The organism is Pseudochelatococcus sp. B33, from assembly GCF_053570585.1.
The window spans coordinates 289,698-308,834 of sequence record NZ_JBSEFH010000001.1; the positions used below are offsets into that span (position 1 = coordinate 289,698).

Consider the following 19,137-nt stretch of genomic DNA (forward strand, 5'->3'; position numbering starts at 1 on the left):
GGAACGAGATGACTGGAGCCGCCTCCGACAGATCGTTGACCGACCGCGTGGTGCTGGTCACCGGCGCGTCTCGCGGCATCGGCCGGGCGGCGGCGCTGGCGCTCGCCCGCGCGGGTGCGCATGTGATCGCGCTGGCGCGCACCACCGGCGCGCTGGAGGAGCTCGACGACGCCGTCCGGGAAGCCGGCGGCTCGGCCACGCTGGTGCCCGTGGACATCAAGGACTACGATGCGCTCGACCGGCTCGGCGGTGCTATTTTCGAGCGCTGGGGCCGGCTCGACGGCCTGCTGGCGAACGCCGGCGTGCTCGGCACCATGACGCCGCTGGCGCATCACGAGCCCAAGCGCTGGGACGAGGTGATCGCCGTCAACGTCACTGCCAACTGGCGGCTCATCCGCTCGCTCGACCCGCTGCTGCGCGCTTCCGACGCAGGGCGGGCGGTGTTCGTGACATCCGGGGCTGCCCACAAGTTCCGCGCCTTCTGGGGCTCCTACGCGGTCTCGAAGGCGGCGCTGGAGGCGTTGGCGCTCACCTATGCGTCGGAGACGCAGACGACGCCGGTGCGCGTGTCGCTCGTCAACCCCGGCCCGCTGCGCACCCGCATGCGTGCCACCGCCATGCCCGGCGAGGACCCGCTGACGCTGCGCACGCCCGAGGAGCTCGCGCCCCACCTCGTGCGGCTGCTGTCGCCTTCCTGGACAACGACGGGCGCGATCTACGATTTCCCGCAGGACAAGCTGCTGTGGCCGTCCCCGCCCTCCGAGACCCAAACCTCGCTGCCCGTGGCCTGACCCCGTTCAACCGACAAAGACCGGACACATGACCGAAGCATCCCACGACAAGATCCTCATCGTCGATTTCGGCAGCCAGGTGACGCAGCTCATCGCCCGGCGCGTGCGGGAGGAGCGGGTGTATTCGGAAGTCGTGCCCTACACGCGCGCGGCGGAGGCGTTCCGCTCCCTGAGGCCCAGGGGCGTCATCCTGTCCGGCGGCCCCTCCTCCGTCACAGAGGATTTCAGCCCGCGCGCGCCGCAGGCAATTTTCGACGCCGGCGTGCCGGTGCTCGGCATCTGCTATGGCCAGCAGACCATGGTGGCGCAGCTCGGCGGCGGGGTGGAGAGCGGCCATCACCGCGAATTCGGCCGGGCGGAGGTCGACGTCAAGGCGAAAAGCGCGCTCTACGCGGACGTCTGGCGCGTCGATGAGGCCTATCCGGTGTGGATGAGCCACGGCGACCGCGTCACCCGGCTGCCGGAGGGCTTTTCGGTCGTCGCGACGTCCCAGAACGCGCCGTTCGCGGTCATCGCCGACGAGACGCGGCGGTTCTACGGCGTGCAGTTCCATCCGGAGGTGGTGCACACGCCCCACGGGGCAGGCCTCATCCGCAATTTCGTGCGCCGCATCGCCGGCTGCACGGGCGACTGGACGATGGCCGCCTTCCGCAACGAGGCGACGGCGCGCATCCGCGAGGAGGTCGGCGCGGGCCGGGTGATCTGCGCGCTGTCGGGCGGCGTGGATTCGGCGGTGGCGGCGGTGCTGATCCATGAGGCGATCGGCGACCAGCTCACCTGCGTCTTCGTCGACCACGGCCTGCTGCGGCTCGGCGAGGCCGAGCGCGTGGTGCAGCTTTTCCGCGATGCGTACAACATCCCGCTGGTTCATGTGGAGGCGCAGCAACTGTTCCTCGACGCGCTCAAGGGCGTCACGGACCCGGAGGTGAAGCGCAAGACCATCGGCAAGCTCTTCATCGACGTGTTCGACGCCGAGGCGCAGAAGCTCGAGGAGCGCGACGGCAAGCCGGTGGAGTATCTTGCCCAGGGCACGCTCTACCCCGACGTCATCGAGAGCGTGAGCTTCACGGGCGGCCCGTCGGTGACGATCAAGAGTCATCACAACGTCGGCGGCCTGCCCGAGCGCATGCACATGAAGCTCGTGGAGCCGCTGCGGGAGCTGTTCAAGGACGAGGTGCGCAACCTCGGCCGCGAGCTCGGCCTGCCGGAAGTGTTCGTCGGCCGCCACCCCTTCCCCGGCCCGGGCCTCGCGATCCGCTGCCCGGGCGAGATCACGGCGGAGAAGCTCGACATCCTGCGCCATGCCGACGCGGTATATCTGGAGGAGATCCGCCGCGCGGGCCTCTACGACGACATCTGGCAGGCCTTCGCAGTGCTGCTGCCGGTGCGCACGGTCGGCGTGATGGGCGACGGACGCACCTACGAGCACGTGCTGGCGCTGCGCGCCGTGACATCGGTGGACGGCATGACCGCCGACTTCTACCCCTTCGACATGGGGTTCATCGGCCGTGTGGCGACCCGCATCATCAACGAGGTGAAGGGCATCAACCGCGTCACCTACGACATCACCTCCAAGCCCCCCGGAACGATCGAGTGGGAGTGATTCAGGCCCGTCTTTGGCGAGTTCGGGGAGAAGTGGCTGGCCAACGGCCCGATGGCGGACAGCACGAGAGCGATGCGCCGCTCGATCTTCGAGCGTGAGCTACTGCCCGTATTCTTCAGGGATACTCTCAAGCAGATTTACGGCTTTGCGATCCTGCACGGGGAGAAGGCGGCGAAACCGGCAAGAAAGCCCCATCCGAGCTATAGGATTGGGGCATAGAATCAATATAGCACCCTCGCGGGATCGGCAGCCAGCATAAGGAAGGATTATCAGTTCTTCGAGGCGCCGTTGCCTGCCGGTGCCGGCCAGGTCTATTCCAAATGAAGGGGGGCCGGTGGGCCGAGGAAGTTCTGGTCGATCGCAGTCGCCTCGCTCCTGCGGCCCCTGAGCCGCCCTTCTGCAATGGCGAGATCGACGTGCTCCTTCAGCATTCTGGTCAGCTCGACCATCGCAGGCGTGATCGGGCGGCTGCGTGCATAGGCGATCATGAAGCGGAGTACGACGTCCGGAGCGGTGACCCGCCGGATGACGAAGGCGGGATCGTCGAATTCGGTGAGGATGGCGCCGTGCGGTAGCACCGTAGAGCCGACGCCGGAGCGGACCAGCTCCTTTACGACGCTCAACGAGTCCACTTCCACGAAGACATCCAACTTCAGGCCTTGCTCGCGAGCGACGGTCTCCATTTCGCGTCGAAGCCCGTGATGTCGCCCGGGCAGCATCAAACGGTCGGCGGCAACCTCATCGAAGGCGACCACGCCCTCATCCTGCCCACAAGGAGGCACGCATTTTCTGCTGGCGATATGGAAGACGTCGAGCTCCAGCAGCGGGTCCATGTATATCTGGGCTGACCGCCTGGCATTGTTGATGACCGCCACGTCGAACCGGCCGTCGACCAACAGCTCGTTGAGATAGCCGCTGAAGGCGCTGATTATGTGCAGGACGACGTCCGGAAACCGGTCGAGGAACGACCTGATCAGGCGCGCGCCGATAAGCGCGCTGATCGAGGGCGGCATACCAAAGGAAAGCGGGCCTGCCAGGGCAGTCTCGTTCGCGAGATCGGCCCTCGCCCGCAACAGGTCATGGATGAGCGGAGCGATCGCCTCGCGAAACCGCAGCCCCTCGCTCGTGAGCCGGATCCCGCGTCCATGCCGATAGAAAAGCGGCTTGCCGAGTTCCTTCTCGAGCCGCTGCAACTGCCGGCTGAGAGCCGGCTGGGCGACGCCGAGCACGCTTGAAGCCTTGGACAGGCTGGTGGTACTGGCAATGGCGAGAAAATACTGAAGCTGGCGCAGTTCCATCACCGTCCTGCCAGGGCATCCGCCCGTTTTCGAGCCCTCTGATATACCGACTTAGTATAGCTGTAAGGCCATGTTACATATAGCACGCCGCGTGCATGAGGGCTATGATCTTGAAAACGTGCATCGATCTCAAGCTGAGATAGAGGCAGAAAAACAAGAAGCGTAAAATATACCGCGAGGTATATTGCAATATTAATTGCAAAAAAACTTACATACCTTATCCGAAAAGAGAAAAAAACATGAATGGGAAGAAAAGTTTCAAGGAGAGGCTTTGGGGAGGAGATATCGTCCTCGGAACTCATACCTATTCTGCGAGCCCGGCGAATGTAGAGATCATTGGCAGGGCAGGTTTCGATTGGGTGATGATCGATTGCGAACATGCACCCGTCGGCCCGTACGACACTCTGCTTCTCGAAAACCTGCTGCGCGCAGCGGAACTGTCCGGCGCCACACCGCTCGTGCGGGTTCCCGAGAACAACGAGACGATGATCATGAAGGTCCTCGACTCTGGTGCCGCCGGCGTCGTGGTGCCGCATGTGAGTACGGCGGAGGCAGCGCGTCGTGCGGTTGCTGCGACACGCTACGGACCGGACGGTACCCGTGGCTGTTGCAGCAACACGCGCGCTACCGGCTACTATTCCAGGCTGATGGAACAGGGACGCGCATTCTGGAAGACCGCGAATGACAGCGTCGTGACCATCATTCTCGTTGAGGAATACGAGGCGGTGGAGAACATCGAGGCCATTGTCGAGGTGCCGGGCATCGACGCCGTCTATATTGGTCCCCGCGACATGGCGATGACGATGGGCGAGGAGGATATAAACGCCCCACGCGTCAAGGAGGCCATCGCTCACCTGACGCGGGTGATCTCGTCCAAGGGCATCGCAATCGGGCGTCCGTTCTACTACCCGGATCTCAACTCCGCGGCCGATCTGGTTAAGGAGGGGGTGACCTTCCTCGCCTGCACATCGGACATCCGGATCTTCTTCACCGCATGCTCGCAGATCACGGGCGGCGTGAAGGATGCCCTCTCGAAAGAGACCGGCAGCTTCCGGTCGGCGGCCAAGAATTCTGCCTGAGAATAATGTTCATGAGGGAGGTGATTCCGTGGATAGCGCTACAGATTCCGCAACGCATACCATGGCGGGAACGATCGACTCGGTCGTCTATGTCCGCCTCGGCCCGCAGGCTGATCTCTACAAGGAGCTCAAGCGCGCCTGCGTGGAGAACGACATCAAGACCGGGGTGGTGATGACCATCACCGGCGGGCTGGAGCGTGCCAGGCTGCAGTTGCTGACGACCGGAAAGGTCAAGACCGGCACGCCGGAGATCGTCGAGTTTGAAGGTCCGTTCGAGGCCAGCGGGCACGGGCTGATCGGGCGGATGGCCCAGGGCGACAGCGGCGGCATCTTTGCGGGAGAGGAGGCCGGCAGCCCCTACATCCACGTTCACCTCACCGTGACCGTGGGGTCGGGCGACCAGACCCGCACCGTATGCGGCCATCTGATGGAGGGATGCACGGTGCGCTCCAACCATCCGATTTCGCATTTCACCGTTGTCCTCGCAAAGGTCGGCGGCATGCACCTCAATCTGGTAGCGGACAAGAGCCACAGCCGGCCCGGCTACAAGGACGGGTTGCGCTACCACACACTGACGCCGGCCTGACCGGCAACGATTCAAAATTATATCCAAGGTCAATTAATCCAAGGTCAAGAAAATGGGGACGTAAACGTCCCCGAAACGGGGGGAATACAATGTCCGGACGAAAGAGCCGCTTTAGATTGTCGTTTGTCGCTTCGTGTCTGGTTGCCGCGAATGCGCTCCTTGTCGCGCCCGCCCTGTCGCAGTCGGACCAGGTGGTCGTCGCCATCCGCGGCGGAATACTGGGCGATTACTACATCAACGTTCTAGGACCGATGTTCCAGCAGAAGTTTGGCCCGGCGGTGCGCTTCATAGTCGATACTTCCGGCCCGGCGCTGGCAAAAGTTCGCGTCGAGGCGAAGAACCCCCAAACCGACGTGTTGTGGACGGTACCATCGATTCAGTTCGAAGGTCAGGAACTCGACCTCTACGAGAAGATGGACTACTCGAAGATCCCGAATGTGGCCGACATCGACCCATCGCTGGTGGATCCCGACGGCTACTTCATCGCCAAGACGGTGCAGGCAATCGGTATCGCCTACAACACCAAGGTGTTTGAGGCGCGCGGCATCGAGCCGCCGACGTCGTGGCGAGATCTGTTCAAGCCGGAGTTCCGCGGCCGTGTCGCCATCGAGACGCCTGCCGACAGCTTCGGCCAGGCGACGATCGGCGGGCTCGCCACCGTCATCGCCGGTGGGCAGAACGACGAGGCAGCGGATGTCATCCTCCAGCAACTCGTCGATGCCGGCAACGACATCCTGTGGGCGACGTCTCCGTCCCACATGGCGCAGCTTCTGACGCAACAGGATGTTTGGATTGCCGCGTTCGGCGATTCACGCACCTGGGATCTGATCGACCAGGGCGCGCCGTTCGAGTTCATCATTCCGGAGGAAGGCGCCTTCCCAATCCCATCCTACTGGGCGCTGATCAAGAACTCGCCCAACCCAGAAGCTGCCTATCAGTGGATCAACTGGCAGTTGAGCCCGGAAATTCAGGCGCTGGAGGCCAAGGAAGCGTTCCGTTTTCCGGTCAACAAGAAGACCGCCGCCCTGCTCCAGAGCGCAGGCGGGGCTGACTCGCTGGTCGCCAAGCGCGTCGGCGGTGAAGTTCCCATGGTCAGCGTGGACTGGGAGTGGGTGAACGCGGCCTATCCCGGCTGGGTGCGCCGCCTGCAACTCGGACAGTGAAGGGGCAGGCAGGTGCTCGATACCGCAGCAGACACCGTCAACACCCGGGCCCCCGCGAGGCCCGGGAACAATCCGGCCAGCCTCGAGCTGGTCGGCTTGAACAAGCGCTTCGGAAATCGCTGGGCAGCCCGCGATTTCAACCTCGTCCTGCCGGCAGGCAAGCTCCTCGTCCTGCTCGGGCCGTCTGGGTCCGGGAAGACCACGACCCTCAACATGATTGCCGGTTTCATATCGCCAGATCGTGGAAGTATCCTGCTTGACGGCAGCGACGTGACCCCGATACCGACCCACCGGCGCAATTTCGGCATGGTCTTTCAGGCGAGCACGCTGTTTCCGCATCTCACGGTCGCCGAAAACATCTGCTACGGCCTCAAGCTCCGCAAGGTTCCGAGCGAGATGCAGAAGCGCAAGCTCGCCGAGATGCTCACGCTGATCGATCTGCCCGGCCGCGAAGATGCCTATCCGGCCCAGCTTTCAGGCGGCGAACAGCAGCGCGTCGGGCTGGCGCGCGCCCTTACGCTGGAGCCGCGGCTGCTCTTGCTGGACGAACCGCTCAGCAGCCTTGACGCCAAGCTGAGGCGTCAGATTAGGGAGGAGATCAGGTCGATTCAGCTCCGTCACGGCATCACGACAGTGATGGTGACGCACGACCAGGAGGAAGCGCTGGCAGTCGGCGATGTGGTCGCCGTCATCGATCAGGGGGCTCTGCAGCAGGCTGACACGCCCGAGAACGTCTACCGGGATCCCGCGAACGCGTTCGTTGCCGGCTTCGTGGGTGAGAACAACCTGCTCCCCGGCGTCATTGCCGCCGTGGAACCGCACACGGTAAAGGTCACCGTCGACGGCGGCTACGTCGTGACAGCGGCACGTCCCTCCTCACATGCAGGCCAGGGAGACAAGGTGCTCGTGGTCGTCAGACCCGAGAACATGACGACGCGTTCGTTGAACGGCGCCAATGCCGCGACTGGGAAGCCCGGCGAGAACGTCGTCACCGGCACCGTCCGGGTCGCCCAGTTTCTCGGCACCAGGAAACGGTGCGTGGTCAACCTCGATGGCGGGGGTCCAAACCTCAACGTCGACGCGCCGCCCTATGCCGACATCCATCCCGGCTCGAAGGCCGAGATCAGCTGGCGCGGCGACGATTCGCGCGTCGTCACTAGGTGAGGTGGCTTCGATGCTTAGAGACCGGCTGCTACTCCTCGCCACTCCGTTGACAGTTTTCAACGTGCTCGTTTTCGTGGCGGCAATGAGCTACGTGTTCATGCTGAGCCTCGTGGGCGCAGAGTATTTCCTTGGCAATTATGTCGAGGTTCTTTCTGATCCGCTCTTCCAGAGCGTGCTCGGCAGGACCCTCTGGATCAGCACCATCAGCGCGCTCATCTCGGTCGTCCTCGGCTACATCGTCGCATATCATATGTGGGTCAGCCCCGGGCGCATGCGCGCCTATCTGACGCTGATCGTCGTATCCCCCCTTCTCATCAGCGTGGTCGTGCGTACGTTCGGATGGATCGTGCTGCTTGGCGGGTCCGGACCGCTCGCGTCGACGCTCGAATTGCTCGGGCTGCCGCCAATCAGGCTCCTTTATACGACCTCGGGCGTCATTATCGCGCTGGTGCACATCCATCTGCCCTATGCGGTCATCGGCATACTTGCGGCGCTGGACGGCATCAATCCGCTGCTCCTGCGCGCGTCGAACAGCCTCGGAGCCCGTCCGCATACGGTCTTCACGACGGTGGTGCTGCCCTTGTCCATTCCGGGTGTCGTCGTCGGCGGGCTGCTCGCCTTCGTGCTGAACCTGGGCAGCTTTGTAACGCCGCTTCTGATCGGCGGGCCGAGGCAGCTCACGCTGGGCGGCTACGTCCACCAGGAGGTGATGCTCTTTTTCAACGAGGGAGTCGGCTATGCGAGCTCGGTGATCGTGCTCGTGCTGGCCGTCGCCCTGACGCTCGGCGCATCGCAACTCGGCAGGCGACGCGCCTGGCAGACGGCGACATTCGGATAGGTGCCATATGCGATTGCTGAACATTAGTGCGTGGGCCATCTACATCTTTCTGCTGGCGCCCATTATCGTCGTTCTGGGTGCCTCGCTGACGGCAGGAAACTTCGTCGGTTTCCCGCCGCAGGGCCTCAGCTTAAGGTGGTACATCCGCGCGTTGGAACACCCGCAGTTCCTGGCGTCCTTGCGCCTGTCCCTGATCGAAGCGAGCCTCGTCACACTCCTCACCCTGATGCTCGTGATTCCAGCCGTGGTCAGCATGACCAGGGGCAACTACCGCGGTCAGGCTGCGCTCGGCGTGTTCTTCCGTCTGCCCCTCTATGCGCCGCGCGTGGTGGTGGCGGCTGCGTTGCTCGGCTTCTTCGTGCTTGTGCCACTGCGCGGAACCCTGGCGGGCCTCGTCCTCGGTCACACTCTGATCGCCTGCCCGCTTGCCTTCTGGATCCTGATGGCCGCCTTCGCCGGCCAGACGCAGAATCTCGAACGCGCTGCAATCGTGCTCGGTGCGCCACCGGCATGGGCGTTCTTCACGATTACGCTGCGGCTGGCGCTGCCCGCCATTATCGGGGCTGCCACCATCGCCTTCATGGAAGCGTTCGACGACGTTCCGATCGCCCTGTTCCTTTCGTCCCCGGAAGTCGTGACGCTGCCCGTGCGCATCTACACCTTCGTTGACCAGTCGCTGACTCCGCTCGTGCCGGCGGCGAGTTCGATCCTGGTGCTGATCGTCACCATCGCGATGGTGGTGATCGACAGGGCGGTCGGCCTCAGCCGCGTGTTCGGCATCAAACCACCCACCTGAGGGCATTTCACTCATGCAAGGAACGAGGTCGCCATGACTGCAGCAGATGCGGGATCCACCCGACAGCCGCTCGACGTAATGGGCATCTTCCCGGAGATCGCGCAGATCACGGACGAGGGTCTGCGGCGTGCCGTGATCGAGGTCTGGGAAGAGCTCTGGGCGATGTCGCCCTGGCACGACATCGATGAGGTTCCTACCAACGTTGACATCCCCTATCCGACCCGCCCGCACAACCAGTGCGTCATGTCGATGGCGCTGGCGGTCGCCGACGCGATCGAGCGGCACCACGGCATTAGCGTCAATCGCGACCATCTCATCGCCGCCGCCGCTCTCCAGGATGCGAGCAAGGTCGTGGAATATCAGCCACCCGAACTTGGCGGGCGCCACACCGAGCTCGGCAAGACCTATCCGCATGCGTTCTGGGCCGCGCATCTTGCGCTCAGCAAGGGAGTGCCGGACGCGGTCGTGCACATCATCCTCACCCATACGCCGCAGTCGCCAACCTTCCCGACGTCCCTGGAAGGCAAGATCCTCTACTACGTCGACCAGATCGACGTGCTGGCGATCCACAAGGACAGATGGCGCAAGGAACTCTTCATCACGAAGTAGGAGCCGCAATGGCGCGTTCCATGTTCAGCCTCGGCCACCGGCGGTGGCTCCTTCAATCCTAATCCTGGTCCGAAGAGGATATCGTCCATGAGTCCCTGCATACCGACCACGTTGATCATGGGCGACGGGATCGGCCCCCAGGTGGTTGGAGCCGCCGTCGAGGTGCTGGAAGCGCTGGGCGCGCCGTTCGAGTGGGATCTGCAGGAGGCAGGTCTGGGAGCATTCGAGCGGACCGGCGATGCCTTGCCGCAGCCGACGATCGACAGTATCCGCCGCAACCGTTTGGCTCTCAAGGGGCCGCTGACGACGCCGATCGGCGGAGGCTTCAGGTCGGCAACGGTGAGGATGCGGCAGGCGCTCGACCTGTTCGCCAACGTCCGACCGACCCGCACGCTGGTGCCCGGCCGCTACGACAAGGTCGACATCGTCGTCATCCGCGAGAATCTGGAAGGTCTGTACGCCGCCTCCGAAAGGTACGTACCCGAAGCGATGGACCCGGGGGCCGTTGCCATCGCCACGGCCTTCAACTCCCGCGCCGAATGCCATCGGGTCATGAGATTCGCGTTCGATTACGCGGTCAGGCATGGACGCAGGAAGATCACCGTCGTCCACAAGGCCAACATTCTCAAGGCGTTCACCGGAATTCTTCTGGAGGCAGGGCGTGCTGTCGCAGACGAGTACAGAGGCAGGGTCGAGCTCGACGACCTCATCGTGGACGCCTGCGCCATGCATCTCGTTCTTGATCCGCAGCGGTTCGACATGATCGTTACGACCAACCTGTTCGGGGATATCTTGTCGGATCTCACCGCCGGCCTCGTCGGCGGACTGGGGCTCGCTGCGGGTGCGAACATGGGTGAAGGCGTTGCGGTGTTCGAGGCAATCCACGGTTCTGCTCCCAGCCTCGCGGGAACGGGCAAGGCGAATCCGGTCGCCCTGCTGCTGGCGGCGCAGGCCATGCTCGATCATGTCGGGGAAAGCGAACGCGCGGAGCGGCTCGGCAGGGCAATCACCTTCGTCCTCAACGAGGAGCGTGTGCTGACGCCCGATCTTGGCGGCAGCGCCAGGACCGAGGACGTGACCCTCGCCGTCAAGCGCAGGCTGTAGCGATCGCAGCAGTTCGGGAAACGGAACGCGGGGCCGCGGCCGCGCCGGCGAGGCATGGCTGCGAGGCGCAGAGATGGATGTGAAAGCACAGAGCAGGGTCGTCGAAACCTGCATGCATTGAGTGGGGTTCTTCATGCCGACCGTCGGTGAATTCATTGTCAACAGCCTCGTAGCCAATGGCATCAACAGACTCTTCTGCGTGCCGGGCGAAAGCCATCTTGCGCTTCTCGACGCCATGCACGGACGCGACGATTTCGACACCGTCGTCTGCCGGCACGAAGCCAGCGCGGGCTTCATGGCGCTCGCAGATGCGCGCCTGACGGGTCGCCCCGGCGTCGCCCTCGTCAGCCGGGGGCCAGGTGCCTGCAACGCCGCGATCGCGATGCATTGCGCGCAACAGGATGCAGTGCCCTTCATCCTGCTGATCGGGCAGGTGCCGATCTCCGATTTGCGTCGCGACGCTTTTCAGGAGATTGACTACGGCCAGATGTTCGGCCGGATTGCCAAATGGACCTTCGAACTGACCAATCCGCAGCGGGCGCCGGAGATGATGCTCCGCGCCATCCAGGTTGGGCGGACCGGCATCCCTGGACCGGTGGCGATCGCGCTGCCGGAGGACGTGCTGCCGCAGGCTGTGGCCGCTTCGGCCGTGCTGCCTCAATCCCCGATCCGCGCCGCGCCCGACCCGCGTCAACTCGAGACCCTGCGGCAATGGCTGGCGACGTCGGAACGCCCGCTGATCATCGCGGGCAGCGGCTTCGAGCGAACAGGCGGGAGCGCGGCGCTCATGGCGATGGCGGAGAGCTGGAATGTGCCGGCGGTGACCTCGTTCCGACGCCAGGACATGTTCCCAAACCGACATCCCCTCTATGCCGGGCATATGGGCCTGGCGAATCCCGAGCATCAGATGGCAGCGTTTCGCGATGCCGATCTGCTCGTCGTGCTCGGCGCGCGGTTGAGCGATATCACCACTCAAAACTACACCTTCCCGCATCTCGTACAGCCGGAGATGAGACTGGTTCACGTGCATTCCGATCCGGGCGTCATAGGTCTGCACTTCGCTGCCACGCTAGCGGTTGCCTGCGATCCGATCACCTTGTGCGAAGCTCTAGGCACCCCGCAGCAACGTCCCTCGCGGGACGGCTGGATCCGGCGGCTGCAGCAGATACGTGAGGAAATTGCCCGCCCTCATGTCCATGCGGTCGACGACGGCGTGCCGTTCGAGACCGTCGTCGACGTGGTCGGCCGCAACCTTCCGGCCGATGCAATCGTCACCGTCGACGCCGGCACCTTCGCCGCGCCCGTCTACCGCATCATCCCGTTCAGGCCGCCGCAGCGACTGCTGGCGCCCATATCAGGGGCGATGGGCTACGGCGTTCCGGCTGCCGTGGCCGCATCCCTGCGCTGGCCGGACCGGCTGGTCGTCTGCTTCGTCGGAGACGGGGGGTTCCTCATGACCGGCAATGAACTGACGGTGGCCAAAGAGCGCAAGCTGCCACTCAAGGTCATCGTCTCGGAAAACGGCTCCTATGCGTCGATCCGCATTCAACAGGAGCTTCACTATCCCGGACGGCCTTCCGGGACGCATGTGACGAACCCGGACTTTGATGTGCTGGGGCGCGCCTACGGCTTTGGTGTGCATCGCATCCGTACGATCGCGGACCTCGATCGCATGGCCGAAATACTAAAGGCCCCGGGGCCGGAATTCATCGTTGTCGATACCAGCCTGAAAGCCGTGCTTCCACGGCATTTGGAGGCAATCCCAGCATAACCTTGATTGCGCATGACTCCTGGGTGCCTTTCTGTCCGCCATTGCCTGCGGCTTGCTGTCCGTCGTCGGATGATTTGAGACTCTGGCAGCCGTTTTGGAAGAGAGGCCCGGCTCGTCAGGAGTTAATGCCAAGCCGCATTTGTGGCGTGTTTCAATCGGCGCTTCCTAGAGGTGCGTCCAGTCGCCGGCCTGAGGAGCGCGTCAGACCGTAACGCCGAACAGGTCCGGCCTGAAGTTGTAGACGGCGAAAAGCACGAGGATCAGGATCAGCGCCCCGTACACGAGGCCGGCCCAGAAGCGGACGGTGTGGTAATCAGCGATGCTGTTCCTGATCGGCTGCTCGCTGAATTCCTCGATTTCCGACGGGGTAAGGACCACGTTCAGCGCCTGGCGCCACACCCGGCGCGCAGCGTCCTGGTTCCTGAAGAACTTGCGATTGATGAAGATCTGGGTGCCGTAGGAGAAGGCGACCAGCAAAGCGGCCGCGACCGCCATGGCGCCGGCGATATAGCGGTTCTGCGCCCGCGCGGTATCCGGGAGCAGCTTCAGGACGAACGGAACCGCAGCCACGGCGGCATCCTTCCACAGACCTGTCGCGAGATCCTGGGCTTTCTGGCTGGTCTTCTGGGCTTCGTCGATCACCGCCTTGCGCAGTTCCGCCAGTGCCTTCAGCGTCTCGCGGCTGCTCGCCTTCACGTAGGCGGCGTAGGCGTTTTTTGCCGATTCGAGACTTCCGCCGCCGAAGTGGTCGAAAACGCTGCTGCGATGGCTGCGCGCCAGTTCGTGGGCGAACAGGAGGTGGCGGGTGTCGGTATCGCGCCCTTCCGTGAAAACCCACTTCGCCCCCTCGTTCAGGTGCCCGAAAACGGTGAGGATCTCCTCGACCGACGGGCTGATGACGCGGGACGGCGGGCCGCTGAAATGATAGCCGACGCCTTGCGGCAATTCCGACACACGGTTGGCGAGCGCGGCAAGGAGGCGCGGACCCGAGAGCCGCGTCCAGGCCTCGTAGGCCGGCCCCCTCCCCCTCGGCGCATCGCGTTGCAGCCAGGGGCGCAGATCGTCGGGCACGAGATGCTGCCGCGTGAAGTCGGTCGACAGGCTGCGCGGGTCAGGCAGGGGCTCGGACGGCGCGTAGGGCTCTGCCGGCTCGCCGCTCCAGAGCTGAAACCGGCTGCGAAACGAGGCGAACGTCTGGTCCTCCCCCATGTCGGCGATCTGCACGCAGCCGACATGGGGGAGTTCGGCAACCGCGTTGGCGAGCGAGCGCCCGAGGAACAGGCGAAGCTCGCCGTCGACCGCAACCGTTTCGACGACGATCCGGAAACGGATGTCCGATACCGGTTCGTCCTCCTCCAGGGGCGTGTCCGAGCCGGCCTCCGTGATGGTGACCGAGACGATGAACGCCGGCGGCGTCCGGCGCAGCGCAAGCCACTGGTTCCGGATATCCGCGTCCGACAGCGCCGCCTGCAGGATCGCAAGTCCCGGCCGCTCGTCGATATCGGACCGCGCCGCGGTGCGGGTGATGAGTTCAGCGACGCGTGTCGGTGTCATCATACTGTTCTTCGAGCACGTCGTTGATGATGATCCGGTTCTTCTCGACGACGACAACCTTCTTCAGCTCGGCGGGCACGCGGATCTGAATGCCGTTGACGGTGTCATAGCGCAACACGGACGGCGGACTGACGTTGCTCACGTCGAACTTGATCGGCGTCCCGTCGAGCCGATGCTTGCGCAGCGCGCTCTGAAACTTGTCCACCAGGGGATGGTCGGGCGGCAAAGCCTGGCCGACCACAGTGTCGAGGAAGGATTTCTGATCGTCCACCCCGACCTGACCGCCCGCGGCCGCGGCCTCGAAAGCGCGTTTCGTCACCTCCTGATACACCCGGAGCGGAACGAGATCCTTGTTCTCCCGAATGACCCGCCGCGTCACGTCGACCATCTTCCGGGTCGCCTCCGCATCGTCGAAGCGGCGCACGGCATCGAGGAAATTCTCGAAATAGCGGGCGACGTTCTGCTGATTGCGGCGATCGAGGACCGTCAGTTCGCCGCCTTCATCGGTCAGCTTGACCAGCGCGGATTTCTGCAGCGCATCGCGATTCTGGACGAAAGTGCGCTCCAGCGCATCGAGGCTCACCCTCTTGCGGCCGTCCCTCCCCTCCGCGAGCTCATAGGCGAGGACGGTCTCATCGTCATATTTCAGCAAGGCGAAAAATTGCTCCCCCGCGACATCGAGCAGGAAAACCAGAAAGGCCCCGGCCGCCGCGCTGCCGCCATGCAGCCGCTGGAAATCCTCGGCCAGCCGTTCACTTTCCACCTGGAAAAGCGTCGTGTCCTCGGCGATCCGCCGCAAACGCTCGCGCGTCGACGAAGCATCGGAAAAGACATAGGGCAAACCATTGTTGACGGAGCGGATGCGGTCGATGAAGAAGCTCGAAAAAGGACCTGGATGTATCTCCTCCAGCCGGACCATATCCTCAGGTCTTGGCCCAACGAGATGAAAGACCATCCGTGTGATGGACAATGCTTGTGCCTGATGTTCCTGGAAGAACGCCACCGTGATTCCCCCGATGAAAGCTATGTTTACGATAGCAGAAAATCGGGTTGCTTGAATTCAAAACAATAACACGACGATACCGCCCCCGCAGCACGGCGGCCTGGCTCGATCCGCCATCGGCAAAATACGACGGCCCGCTGTTCCGCGGTTTGCGCTCTTGACGCCCTGATATTCTAGAGACATAATCTTGGAATATCAGAGAGGCGGATTTCGCATGAGCTTGATACGCAACCAGGTGTTCGAGAGGATCCGAAGGGACATCCTTTCCTGCGCCCTGATGCCGGGTGTCGAGCTGCGCGAGGCGGATCTGGCGAAACGTTTCGGTGTCTCGAAATCACCGGTGCGCGACGCCATGCAGAAGCTGGAGTTCGAGGGGCTGGTGGAGATCGAGCCCCGGCGCGGACACCGGGTGCGGCCGATCTCCCTGAAGGATGCGGAAGACATTCTGGATCTGCGGCTCATCCTCGACATGGGGGTGGTGCGTCTGATCGTCGACAATTGCAGCGATCAGGAGCTGTCGGAACTCGACCGCTTCAGGACCGCCGACATGAGCTCGAAGACGGCCTTCGCCGCCTATAATTACGAATTCCATACATTCCTCGCCCTCATGACGAAGAACCGCCGGTTGACGGAGGAATGCCGGCGCGTGATGGCGTTCTATGATCGCCTCTGCATCATCTCGCTGTCCGCGCTGACGAACGGCACGGGCTTCGAGGGGCCGCTCGCCGACCACATCGCAATCATCGACGCCTTGCAGGCCAGGAAGGCGGGCCTCGCCTCGACCCTGCTGCGTCGGCACATCGGAAGATCGCGCACGCAGATCATGCGGGCGCTGGAAAACAGGCCGGTGGTTGCCTGATCCCGCCCTCGCGGGGGGCGCAGGGCTCGAGTCCGGCTGAAGATCGGGAATGGTTTCCGTTGCGCTGCGGGCAAACGCGGATATGGCCTTCGCGTTTCGAAAGCGCCCTCGAATAAGAACGTCGCCGCCTCGATGTTGCCGCTCAGCGTCGATGGGGTCGCGAGAAGCCATACCCGGAAAGAAAAACGCCGCCGCAGGTGCCTTGCAGCTCGAAGCTCCCCGCTTCGCGCGCAGGCGGGACGGACAGGCATTCGGGAGGAAACAGATGAATTCGATTGCAGTCGATCTGCCGAATACCTTGCATCCAGAACCGATCATATCGAAACGTTCCTATATTTCCGGCCGAGGCCTCACGAAGATATACGGTGACGGGGCCGTTGTCGCGCTCGAGGGTGCCGATTTCGATATCGAGGAAGGGGAGTTCGTCTCGCTCGTCGGGCCGTCCGGTTGCGGCAAGTCGACCCTTCTGCGCATCCTCGCCGGCCTCCTGCCGAGGAGCGCCGGCAGCCTCAAGGTCAAGGGCGAGGAAGTGGTCGAGCCGCGGGCGGACATCGGCATGATGTTTCAGAAGGCGACGCTTCTGGACTGGCTGACCGCGGCGGAGAACGTGCTGCTGCCCACCGAGCTGATCCGCAAGCCGCGGCCGGAAGACCGCCGCCGGGCCATCGACCTGCTCCACATGGTGGGCCTCAGGGATTTCGAGTTCGCCTTCCCGCGCCAGCTCTCGGGCGGCATGCAGCAGCGTGTCGCGCTCGCGCGTCTGCTCCAGACCGGGGCGGACATCCTGCTGCTCGATGAGCCGTTCGGGGCGCTCGACGAGTTCACGCGCGAGCGTCTGAACGTCGAGCTGATGCGCGTCGTCAGCGAGGTGCACAAGACTACGCTCTTCGTCACGCACAATATCGCCGAGGCGATTTTCCTCGCCGATCGGGTGATGGTGATGACCCCCCGACCGGGGCGGCTCGCGGCCATCGTGGACATCCCGCTGCCGCGTCCCCGCGACGTCTCGATCCAGCAGACACCGGAATTCAACGACCTCGTCGGCGAGGTTCGCGAGATTCTGGGAGGGCACTGATGACGGCGATCAACGAAACCGTCGCTGTCCGGCGGCCTTCTCCCCGTTCCCGCGGCAGGCTCAGGTTCGGGCGGGCGATCAACCATGTGGCGATCCTGATCGCGCTGCTGCTGGTATGGGAACTTTCCGCCCGCACCGGTGTCGTCGACGAGCTGACGCTGCCCGCGCCCAGCGCGATCGTGCTCGCCTTCTACCGCCTCTACGTCCTGCAGGGCAACATCTACTTCCACCTCGGCATCACGCTGGGCGAGGTCGCGGCCGGCTTCCTCGCCGGCTCGCTGCTCGGCATCGGCCTTGCCGTCGCCATCGGTCTCAACGAGGCGGCCCGGCCGCTGCTGAAGCCCTACATCATCGTTCTCGAAGCAACCCCGCGCATCGCCGTCGGGCCGCTGATCATCGCATGGCTCGGCTTCGGCTGGAGTTCGAAGATCACCATCGTGATGCTGGTGTGCTTTTTCGCGCCGTTCGTCAACACGCTGAGCGGCATGCTGAACGTCGACATCGAGGCGCATCAGATGTTCCGGTCGCTGCGCGCCAGCAAATGGCAGACTTTCACCAGGCTCATGCTGCCGGATGCCATGCCGGTCATCATGGCCGGGCTGCGGCTCGCGATGGCGTCGGCGCTGGGAGGCGCGCTGGTGGCGGAGTTCATCGCCGCCAACGAGGGGATGGGCGTGCTGCTGAAAACCTATACCGGCACGCTCAACATGCCGGCCGCCTTCGCCTGCCTCCTGACCCTGACGGCGCTCGGCTTCTTCATCTTCCGGACGATGGAAGCGATCGACCGGCATGTCGTCTTCTGGCGCGGCGGAGAGCGCATGGATGCAGTCGCACGAAGACGCGCCCGGCGCTGGCGCCGGGCGTCCGCCAGCGGGAGTGACGTCCGATGAGCACGATCTCCATGCGCGCCGGCGGCGGCCGCCGTTTCCCCGTGGGCCTCGCGCTGCGGCGCTTTCTGCCCCACCTGCTGCTGTTCACGGCGCTCGTCGGTCTGTGGGAAGCGGCGGGGCTCATGGGGCTTCTCAACGAGTTCCTGGTGCCCCGGCCAAGCGCCGTGATGCAGTCGATCGGCAAGCTCTATGTCGTAGACGGCACGATCTACCGGCATTTCTTCGTCACGCTCTACGAGGCGGTCGCGGGCTTCGCCATCGGCGCCGCCGTCGGCATCGCGCTCGCCGTCGCGTCGGCGCTGAACGACGGCTTCAAGCGTTACGTCGCTCCCTATGCGGTCGTCCTCAACGTCACGCCGGGACTGGCGCTGACCCCGATCGTCATCGCCTGGTTCGGTTTCGGCTGGAGCTCGAAGATAGCGCTCGCCGCGATCATCTCCTTCTTCCCGGTCTTCGTGAACACGCTGGCCGGCCTCTCGCACACCGACGAGGATCGCCTGGAGATGTTCCGGTCGCTGCGCGCCACACGCCTCCAGACATTCATGCGATTGAGGCTGCCCGGCGCGGTGCCCGTCGCCTTCGCGGGCATGAAGGTCGGCATGACCACGGCGCTCGTGGGCGCGATCGTGGCCGAGTTCGCCCAGGCGAGCGAGGGAGTCGGCGTGCTCATGCAGCGTTACTCGTTCGCGCTCGACATGAGCGCGGCCATTGCGACGCTTCTCAGCATGTCGGTGATGGGCCTCTTCCTCTTCACCCTGATGGAATTCCTCGACGACCGTATCGTCTTCTGGCGTCACGACGGGCGGCTGGCGGCGAAGGCGCGTCGGCGCGCACGCATCTGGAAAAAGGCCGAGGGCCGCGGGTCCGGAGCGTGTTCCGATCGGACGGAATCGTCTGATCGATAAGAATTCGCTCAAAATCAAAAACTTAGGGCATGTCACCGTCTCCGTGAAA

Annotated in this window: 18 protein-coding genes and 1 pseudogene; 16 read left to right on the forward strand and 3 right to left on the reverse strand. The window is 63.9% G+C overall.

The window, feature by feature from the left end; translation table 11 throughout:
- Positions 1-8: 8 nt before the first annotated feature.
- The 3 genes and pseudogenes from ACUSIJ_RS01280 to ACUSIJ_RS01290 all read left to right on the forward strand — a co-directional run.
- Complete coding sequence (locus ACUSIJ_RS01280) at positions 9-791, forward strand: SDR family NAD(P)-dependent oxidoreductase (RefSeq protein ID WP_449306532.1); 783 nt, start codon at positions 9-11, stop codon at positions 789-791.
- A gap of 28 nt (positions 792-819) precedes the next feature.
- Positions 820-2,394, forward strand: a complete 1,575-nt coding sequence (gene guaA / locus ACUSIJ_RS01285) for a glutamine-hydrolyzing GMP synthase (RefSeq protein ID WP_449306533.1) — start codon at positions 820-822, stop codon at positions 2,392-2,394.
- Positions 2,395-2,406: 12 nt separating this feature from the next.
- A pseudogene (locus tag ACUSIJ_RS01290) lies at positions 2,407-2,595 on the forward strand (tyrosine-type recombinase/integrase); the annotation flags it as partial.
- Positions 2,596-2,705: 110 nt separating this feature from the next.
- On the opposite strand, the gene ACUSIJ_RS01295 reads toward ACUSIJ_RS01290, so the two are convergent.
- Entirely contained in the window at positions 2,706-3,692 is a 987-nt protein-coding gene (locus tag ACUSIJ_RS01295) for a LysR family transcriptional regulator (protein WP_449306534.1), read from the reverse strand.
- Positions 3,693-3,931: 239 nt separating this feature from the next.
- Between ACUSIJ_RS01295 and ACUSIJ_RS01300 the strand changes: the two genes are divergently transcribed.
- The 9 genes from ACUSIJ_RS01300 (at position 3,932) to ACUSIJ_RS01340 (ending at position 12,802) form a co-directional block, all read left to right on the forward strand.
- A complete protein-coding gene (locus ACUSIJ_RS01300; protein ID WP_449306536.1) occupies positions 3,932-4,771 on the forward strand; it encodes an HpcH/HpaI aldolase family protein in 840 nt (279 codons plus the stop codon).
- 28 nt (positions 4,772-4,799) lie between these two features.
- Entirely contained in the window at positions 4,800-5,357 is a 558-nt protein-coding gene (locus tag ACUSIJ_RS01305; RefSeq protein ID WP_449306537.1) for a PCC domain-containing protein, read from the forward strand.
- An 89-nt stretch (positions 5,358-5,446) separates the two neighbouring features.
- Complete coding sequence (locus ACUSIJ_RS01310) at positions 5,447-6,520, forward strand: extracellular solute-binding protein (RefSeq protein WP_449306538.1); 1,074 nt, start codon at positions 5,447-5,449, stop codon at positions 6,518-6,520.
- 12 nt (positions 6,521-6,532) lie between these two features.
- The gene (locus ACUSIJ_RS01315) at positions 6,533-7,684 is read left to right on the forward strand and encodes an ABC transporter ATP-binding protein (RefSeq protein WP_449306539.1); all 1,152 of its coding nucleotides are present in this window, start codon (positions 6,533-6,535) and stop codon (positions 7,682-7,684) included.
- A 10-nt stretch (positions 7,685-7,694) separates the two neighbouring features.
- Entirely contained in the window at positions 7,695-8,522 is an 828-nt protein-coding gene (locus ACUSIJ_RS01320; protein WP_449306540.1) for an ABC transporter permease, read from the forward strand.
- A gap of 7 nt (positions 8,523-8,529) precedes the next feature.
- Positions 8,530-9,318 (forward strand): ABC transporter permease, encoded by a 789-nt coding sequence (locus ACUSIJ_RS01325; RefSeq protein WP_449306541.1) that lies wholly within the window; start codon positions 8,530-8,532, stop codon positions 9,316-9,318.
- A 33-nt stretch (positions 9,319-9,351) separates the two neighbouring features.
- Positions 9,352-9,927: a hypothetical protein gene (locus ACUSIJ_RS01330; RefSeq protein WP_449306542.1), complete on the forward strand. Its 576-nt coding sequence runs from the start codon at positions 9,352-9,354 to the stop codon at positions 9,925-9,927.
- Between the two features lie 87 nt (positions 9,928-10,014).
- Entirely contained in the window at positions 10,015-11,031 is a 1,017-nt protein-coding gene (locus ACUSIJ_RS01335; RefSeq protein WP_449306543.1) for an isocitrate/isopropylmalate dehydrogenase family protein, read from the forward strand.
- Between the two features lie 133 nt (positions 11,032-11,164).
- The gene (locus tag ACUSIJ_RS01340; protein WP_449306544.1) at positions 11,165-12,802 is read left to right on the forward strand and encodes a thiamine pyrophosphate-binding protein; all 1,638 of its coding nucleotides are present in this window, start codon (positions 11,165-11,167) and stop codon (positions 12,800-12,802) included.
- Positions 12,803-13,003: 201 nt separating this feature from the next.
- On the opposite strand, the gene ACUSIJ_RS01345 is transcribed toward ACUSIJ_RS01340, so the two are convergent.
- Together ACUSIJ_RS01345 and ACUSIJ_RS01350 are read right to left on the reverse strand one after the other, a co-directional pair.
- Positions 13,004-14,359, reverse strand: coding sequence for a hypothetical protein (locus tag ACUSIJ_RS01345; RefSeq protein WP_449306545.1), 1,356 nt, complete (start codon positions 14,357-14,359; stop codon positions 13,004-13,006).
- Positions 14,334-15,275 (reverse strand): nucleoid-associated protein, encoded by a 942-nt coding sequence (locus ACUSIJ_RS01350; protein WP_449306546.1) that lies wholly within the window; start codon positions 15,273-15,275, stop codon positions 14,334-14,336. The genes ACUSIJ_RS01345 and ACUSIJ_RS01350 overlap by 26 nt, the downstream gene beginning before the upstream one ends.
- 298 nt (positions 15,276-15,573) lie before the next feature.
- Between ACUSIJ_RS01350 and ACUSIJ_RS01355 the strand changes: the two genes are divergently transcribed.
- From ACUSIJ_RS01355 to ACUSIJ_RS01370, 4 genes are all read left to right on the forward strand, one after another.
- Positions 15,574-16,218 carry a GntR family transcriptional regulator gene (locus tag ACUSIJ_RS01355; protein WP_449306547.1) on the forward strand — a complete coding sequence of 215 codons (645 nt, stop codon included), beginning with the start codon at positions 15,574-15,576 and terminating at the stop codon, positions 16,216-16,218.
- A gap of 265 nt (positions 16,219-16,483) precedes the next feature.
- Positions 16,484-17,293 (forward strand): ABC transporter ATP-binding protein, encoded by an 810-nt coding sequence (locus ACUSIJ_RS01360; protein WP_449306548.1) that lies wholly within the window; start codon positions 16,484-16,486, stop codon positions 17,291-17,293.
- Positions 17,293-18,183, forward strand: a complete 891-nt coding sequence (locus ACUSIJ_RS01365; protein WP_449306549.1) for an ABC transporter permease — start codon at positions 17,293-17,295, stop codon at positions 18,181-18,183. Before ACUSIJ_RS01360 ends, ACUSIJ_RS01365 begins: the two co-directional genes overlap by 1 nt.
- Positions 18,180-19,088: an ABC transporter permease gene (locus tag ACUSIJ_RS01370; RefSeq protein WP_449306550.1), complete on the forward strand. Its 909-nt coding sequence runs from the start codon at positions 18,180-18,182 to the stop codon at positions 19,086-19,088. The genes ACUSIJ_RS01365 and ACUSIJ_RS01370 overlap by 4 nt, the downstream gene beginning before the upstream one ends.
- Positions 19,089-19,137: the final 49 nt, after the last annotated feature.

Bases quoted from the DNA above. Each gene is read 5' to 3' on its own strand.
- ACUSIJ_RS01280 (WP_449306532.1), top strand. From the start codon at position 9: ATGACTGGAGCCGCCTCCGACAGATCGTTGACCGACCGCGTGGTGCTG.
- guaA (WP_449306533.1), top strand. From the start codon at position 820: ATGACCGAAGCATCCCACGACAAGATCCTCATCGTCGATTTCGGCAGC.
- ACUSIJ_RS01295 (WP_449306534.1), bottom strand. From the start codon at position 3,692: ATGGAACTGCGCCAGCTTCAGTATTTTCTCGCCATTGCCAGTACCACC.
- ACUSIJ_RS01300 (WP_449306536.1), top strand. From the start codon at position 3,932: ATGAATGGGAAGAAAAGTTTCAAGGAGAGGCTTTGGGGAGGAGATATC.
- ACUSIJ_RS01310 (WP_449306538.1), top strand. From the start codon at position 5,447: ATGTCCGGACGAAAGAGCCGCTTTAGATTGTCGTTTGTCGCTTCGTGT.
- ACUSIJ_RS01320 (WP_449306540.1), top strand. From the start codon at position 7,695: ATGCTTAGAGACCGGCTGCTACTCCTCGCCACTCCGTTGACAGTTTTC.
- ACUSIJ_RS01325 (WP_449306541.1), top strand. From the start codon at position 8,530: ATGCGATTGCTGAACATTAGTGCGTGGGCCATCTACATCTTTCTGCTG.
- ACUSIJ_RS01330 (WP_449306542.1), top strand. From the start codon at position 9,352: ATGACTGCAGCAGATGCGGGATCCACCCGACAGCCGCTCGACGTAATG.
- ACUSIJ_RS01335 (WP_449306543.1), top strand. From the start codon at position 10,015: ATGAGTCCCTGCATACCGACCACGTTGATCATGGGCGACGGGATCGGC.
- ACUSIJ_RS01340 (WP_449306544.1), top strand. From the start codon at position 11,165: ATGCCGACCGTCGGTGAATTCATTGTCAACAGCCTCGTAGCCAATGGC.
- ACUSIJ_RS01345 (WP_449306545.1), bottom strand. From the start codon at position 14,359: ATGATGACACCGACACGCGTCGCTGAACTCATCACCCGCACCGCGGCG.
- ACUSIJ_RS01350 (WP_449306546.1), bottom strand. From the start codon at position 15,275: ATGGTCCGGCTGGAGGAGATACATCCAGGTCCTTTTTCGAGCTTCTTC.
- ACUSIJ_RS01355 (WP_449306547.1), top strand. From the start codon at position 15,574: ATGAGCTTGATACGCAACCAGGTGTTCGAGAGGATCCGAAGGGACATC.
- ACUSIJ_RS01360 (WP_449306548.1), top strand. From the start codon at position 16,484: ATGAATTCGATTGCAGTCGATCTGCCGAATACCTTGCATCCAGAACCG.
- ACUSIJ_RS01365 (WP_449306549.1), top strand. From the start codon at position 17,293: ATGACGGCGATCAACGAAACCGTCGCTGTCCGGCGGCCTTCTCCCCGT.
- ACUSIJ_RS01370 (WP_449306550.1), top strand. From the start codon at position 18,180: ATGAGCACGATCTCCATGCGCGCCGGCGGCGGCCGCCGTTTCCCCGTG.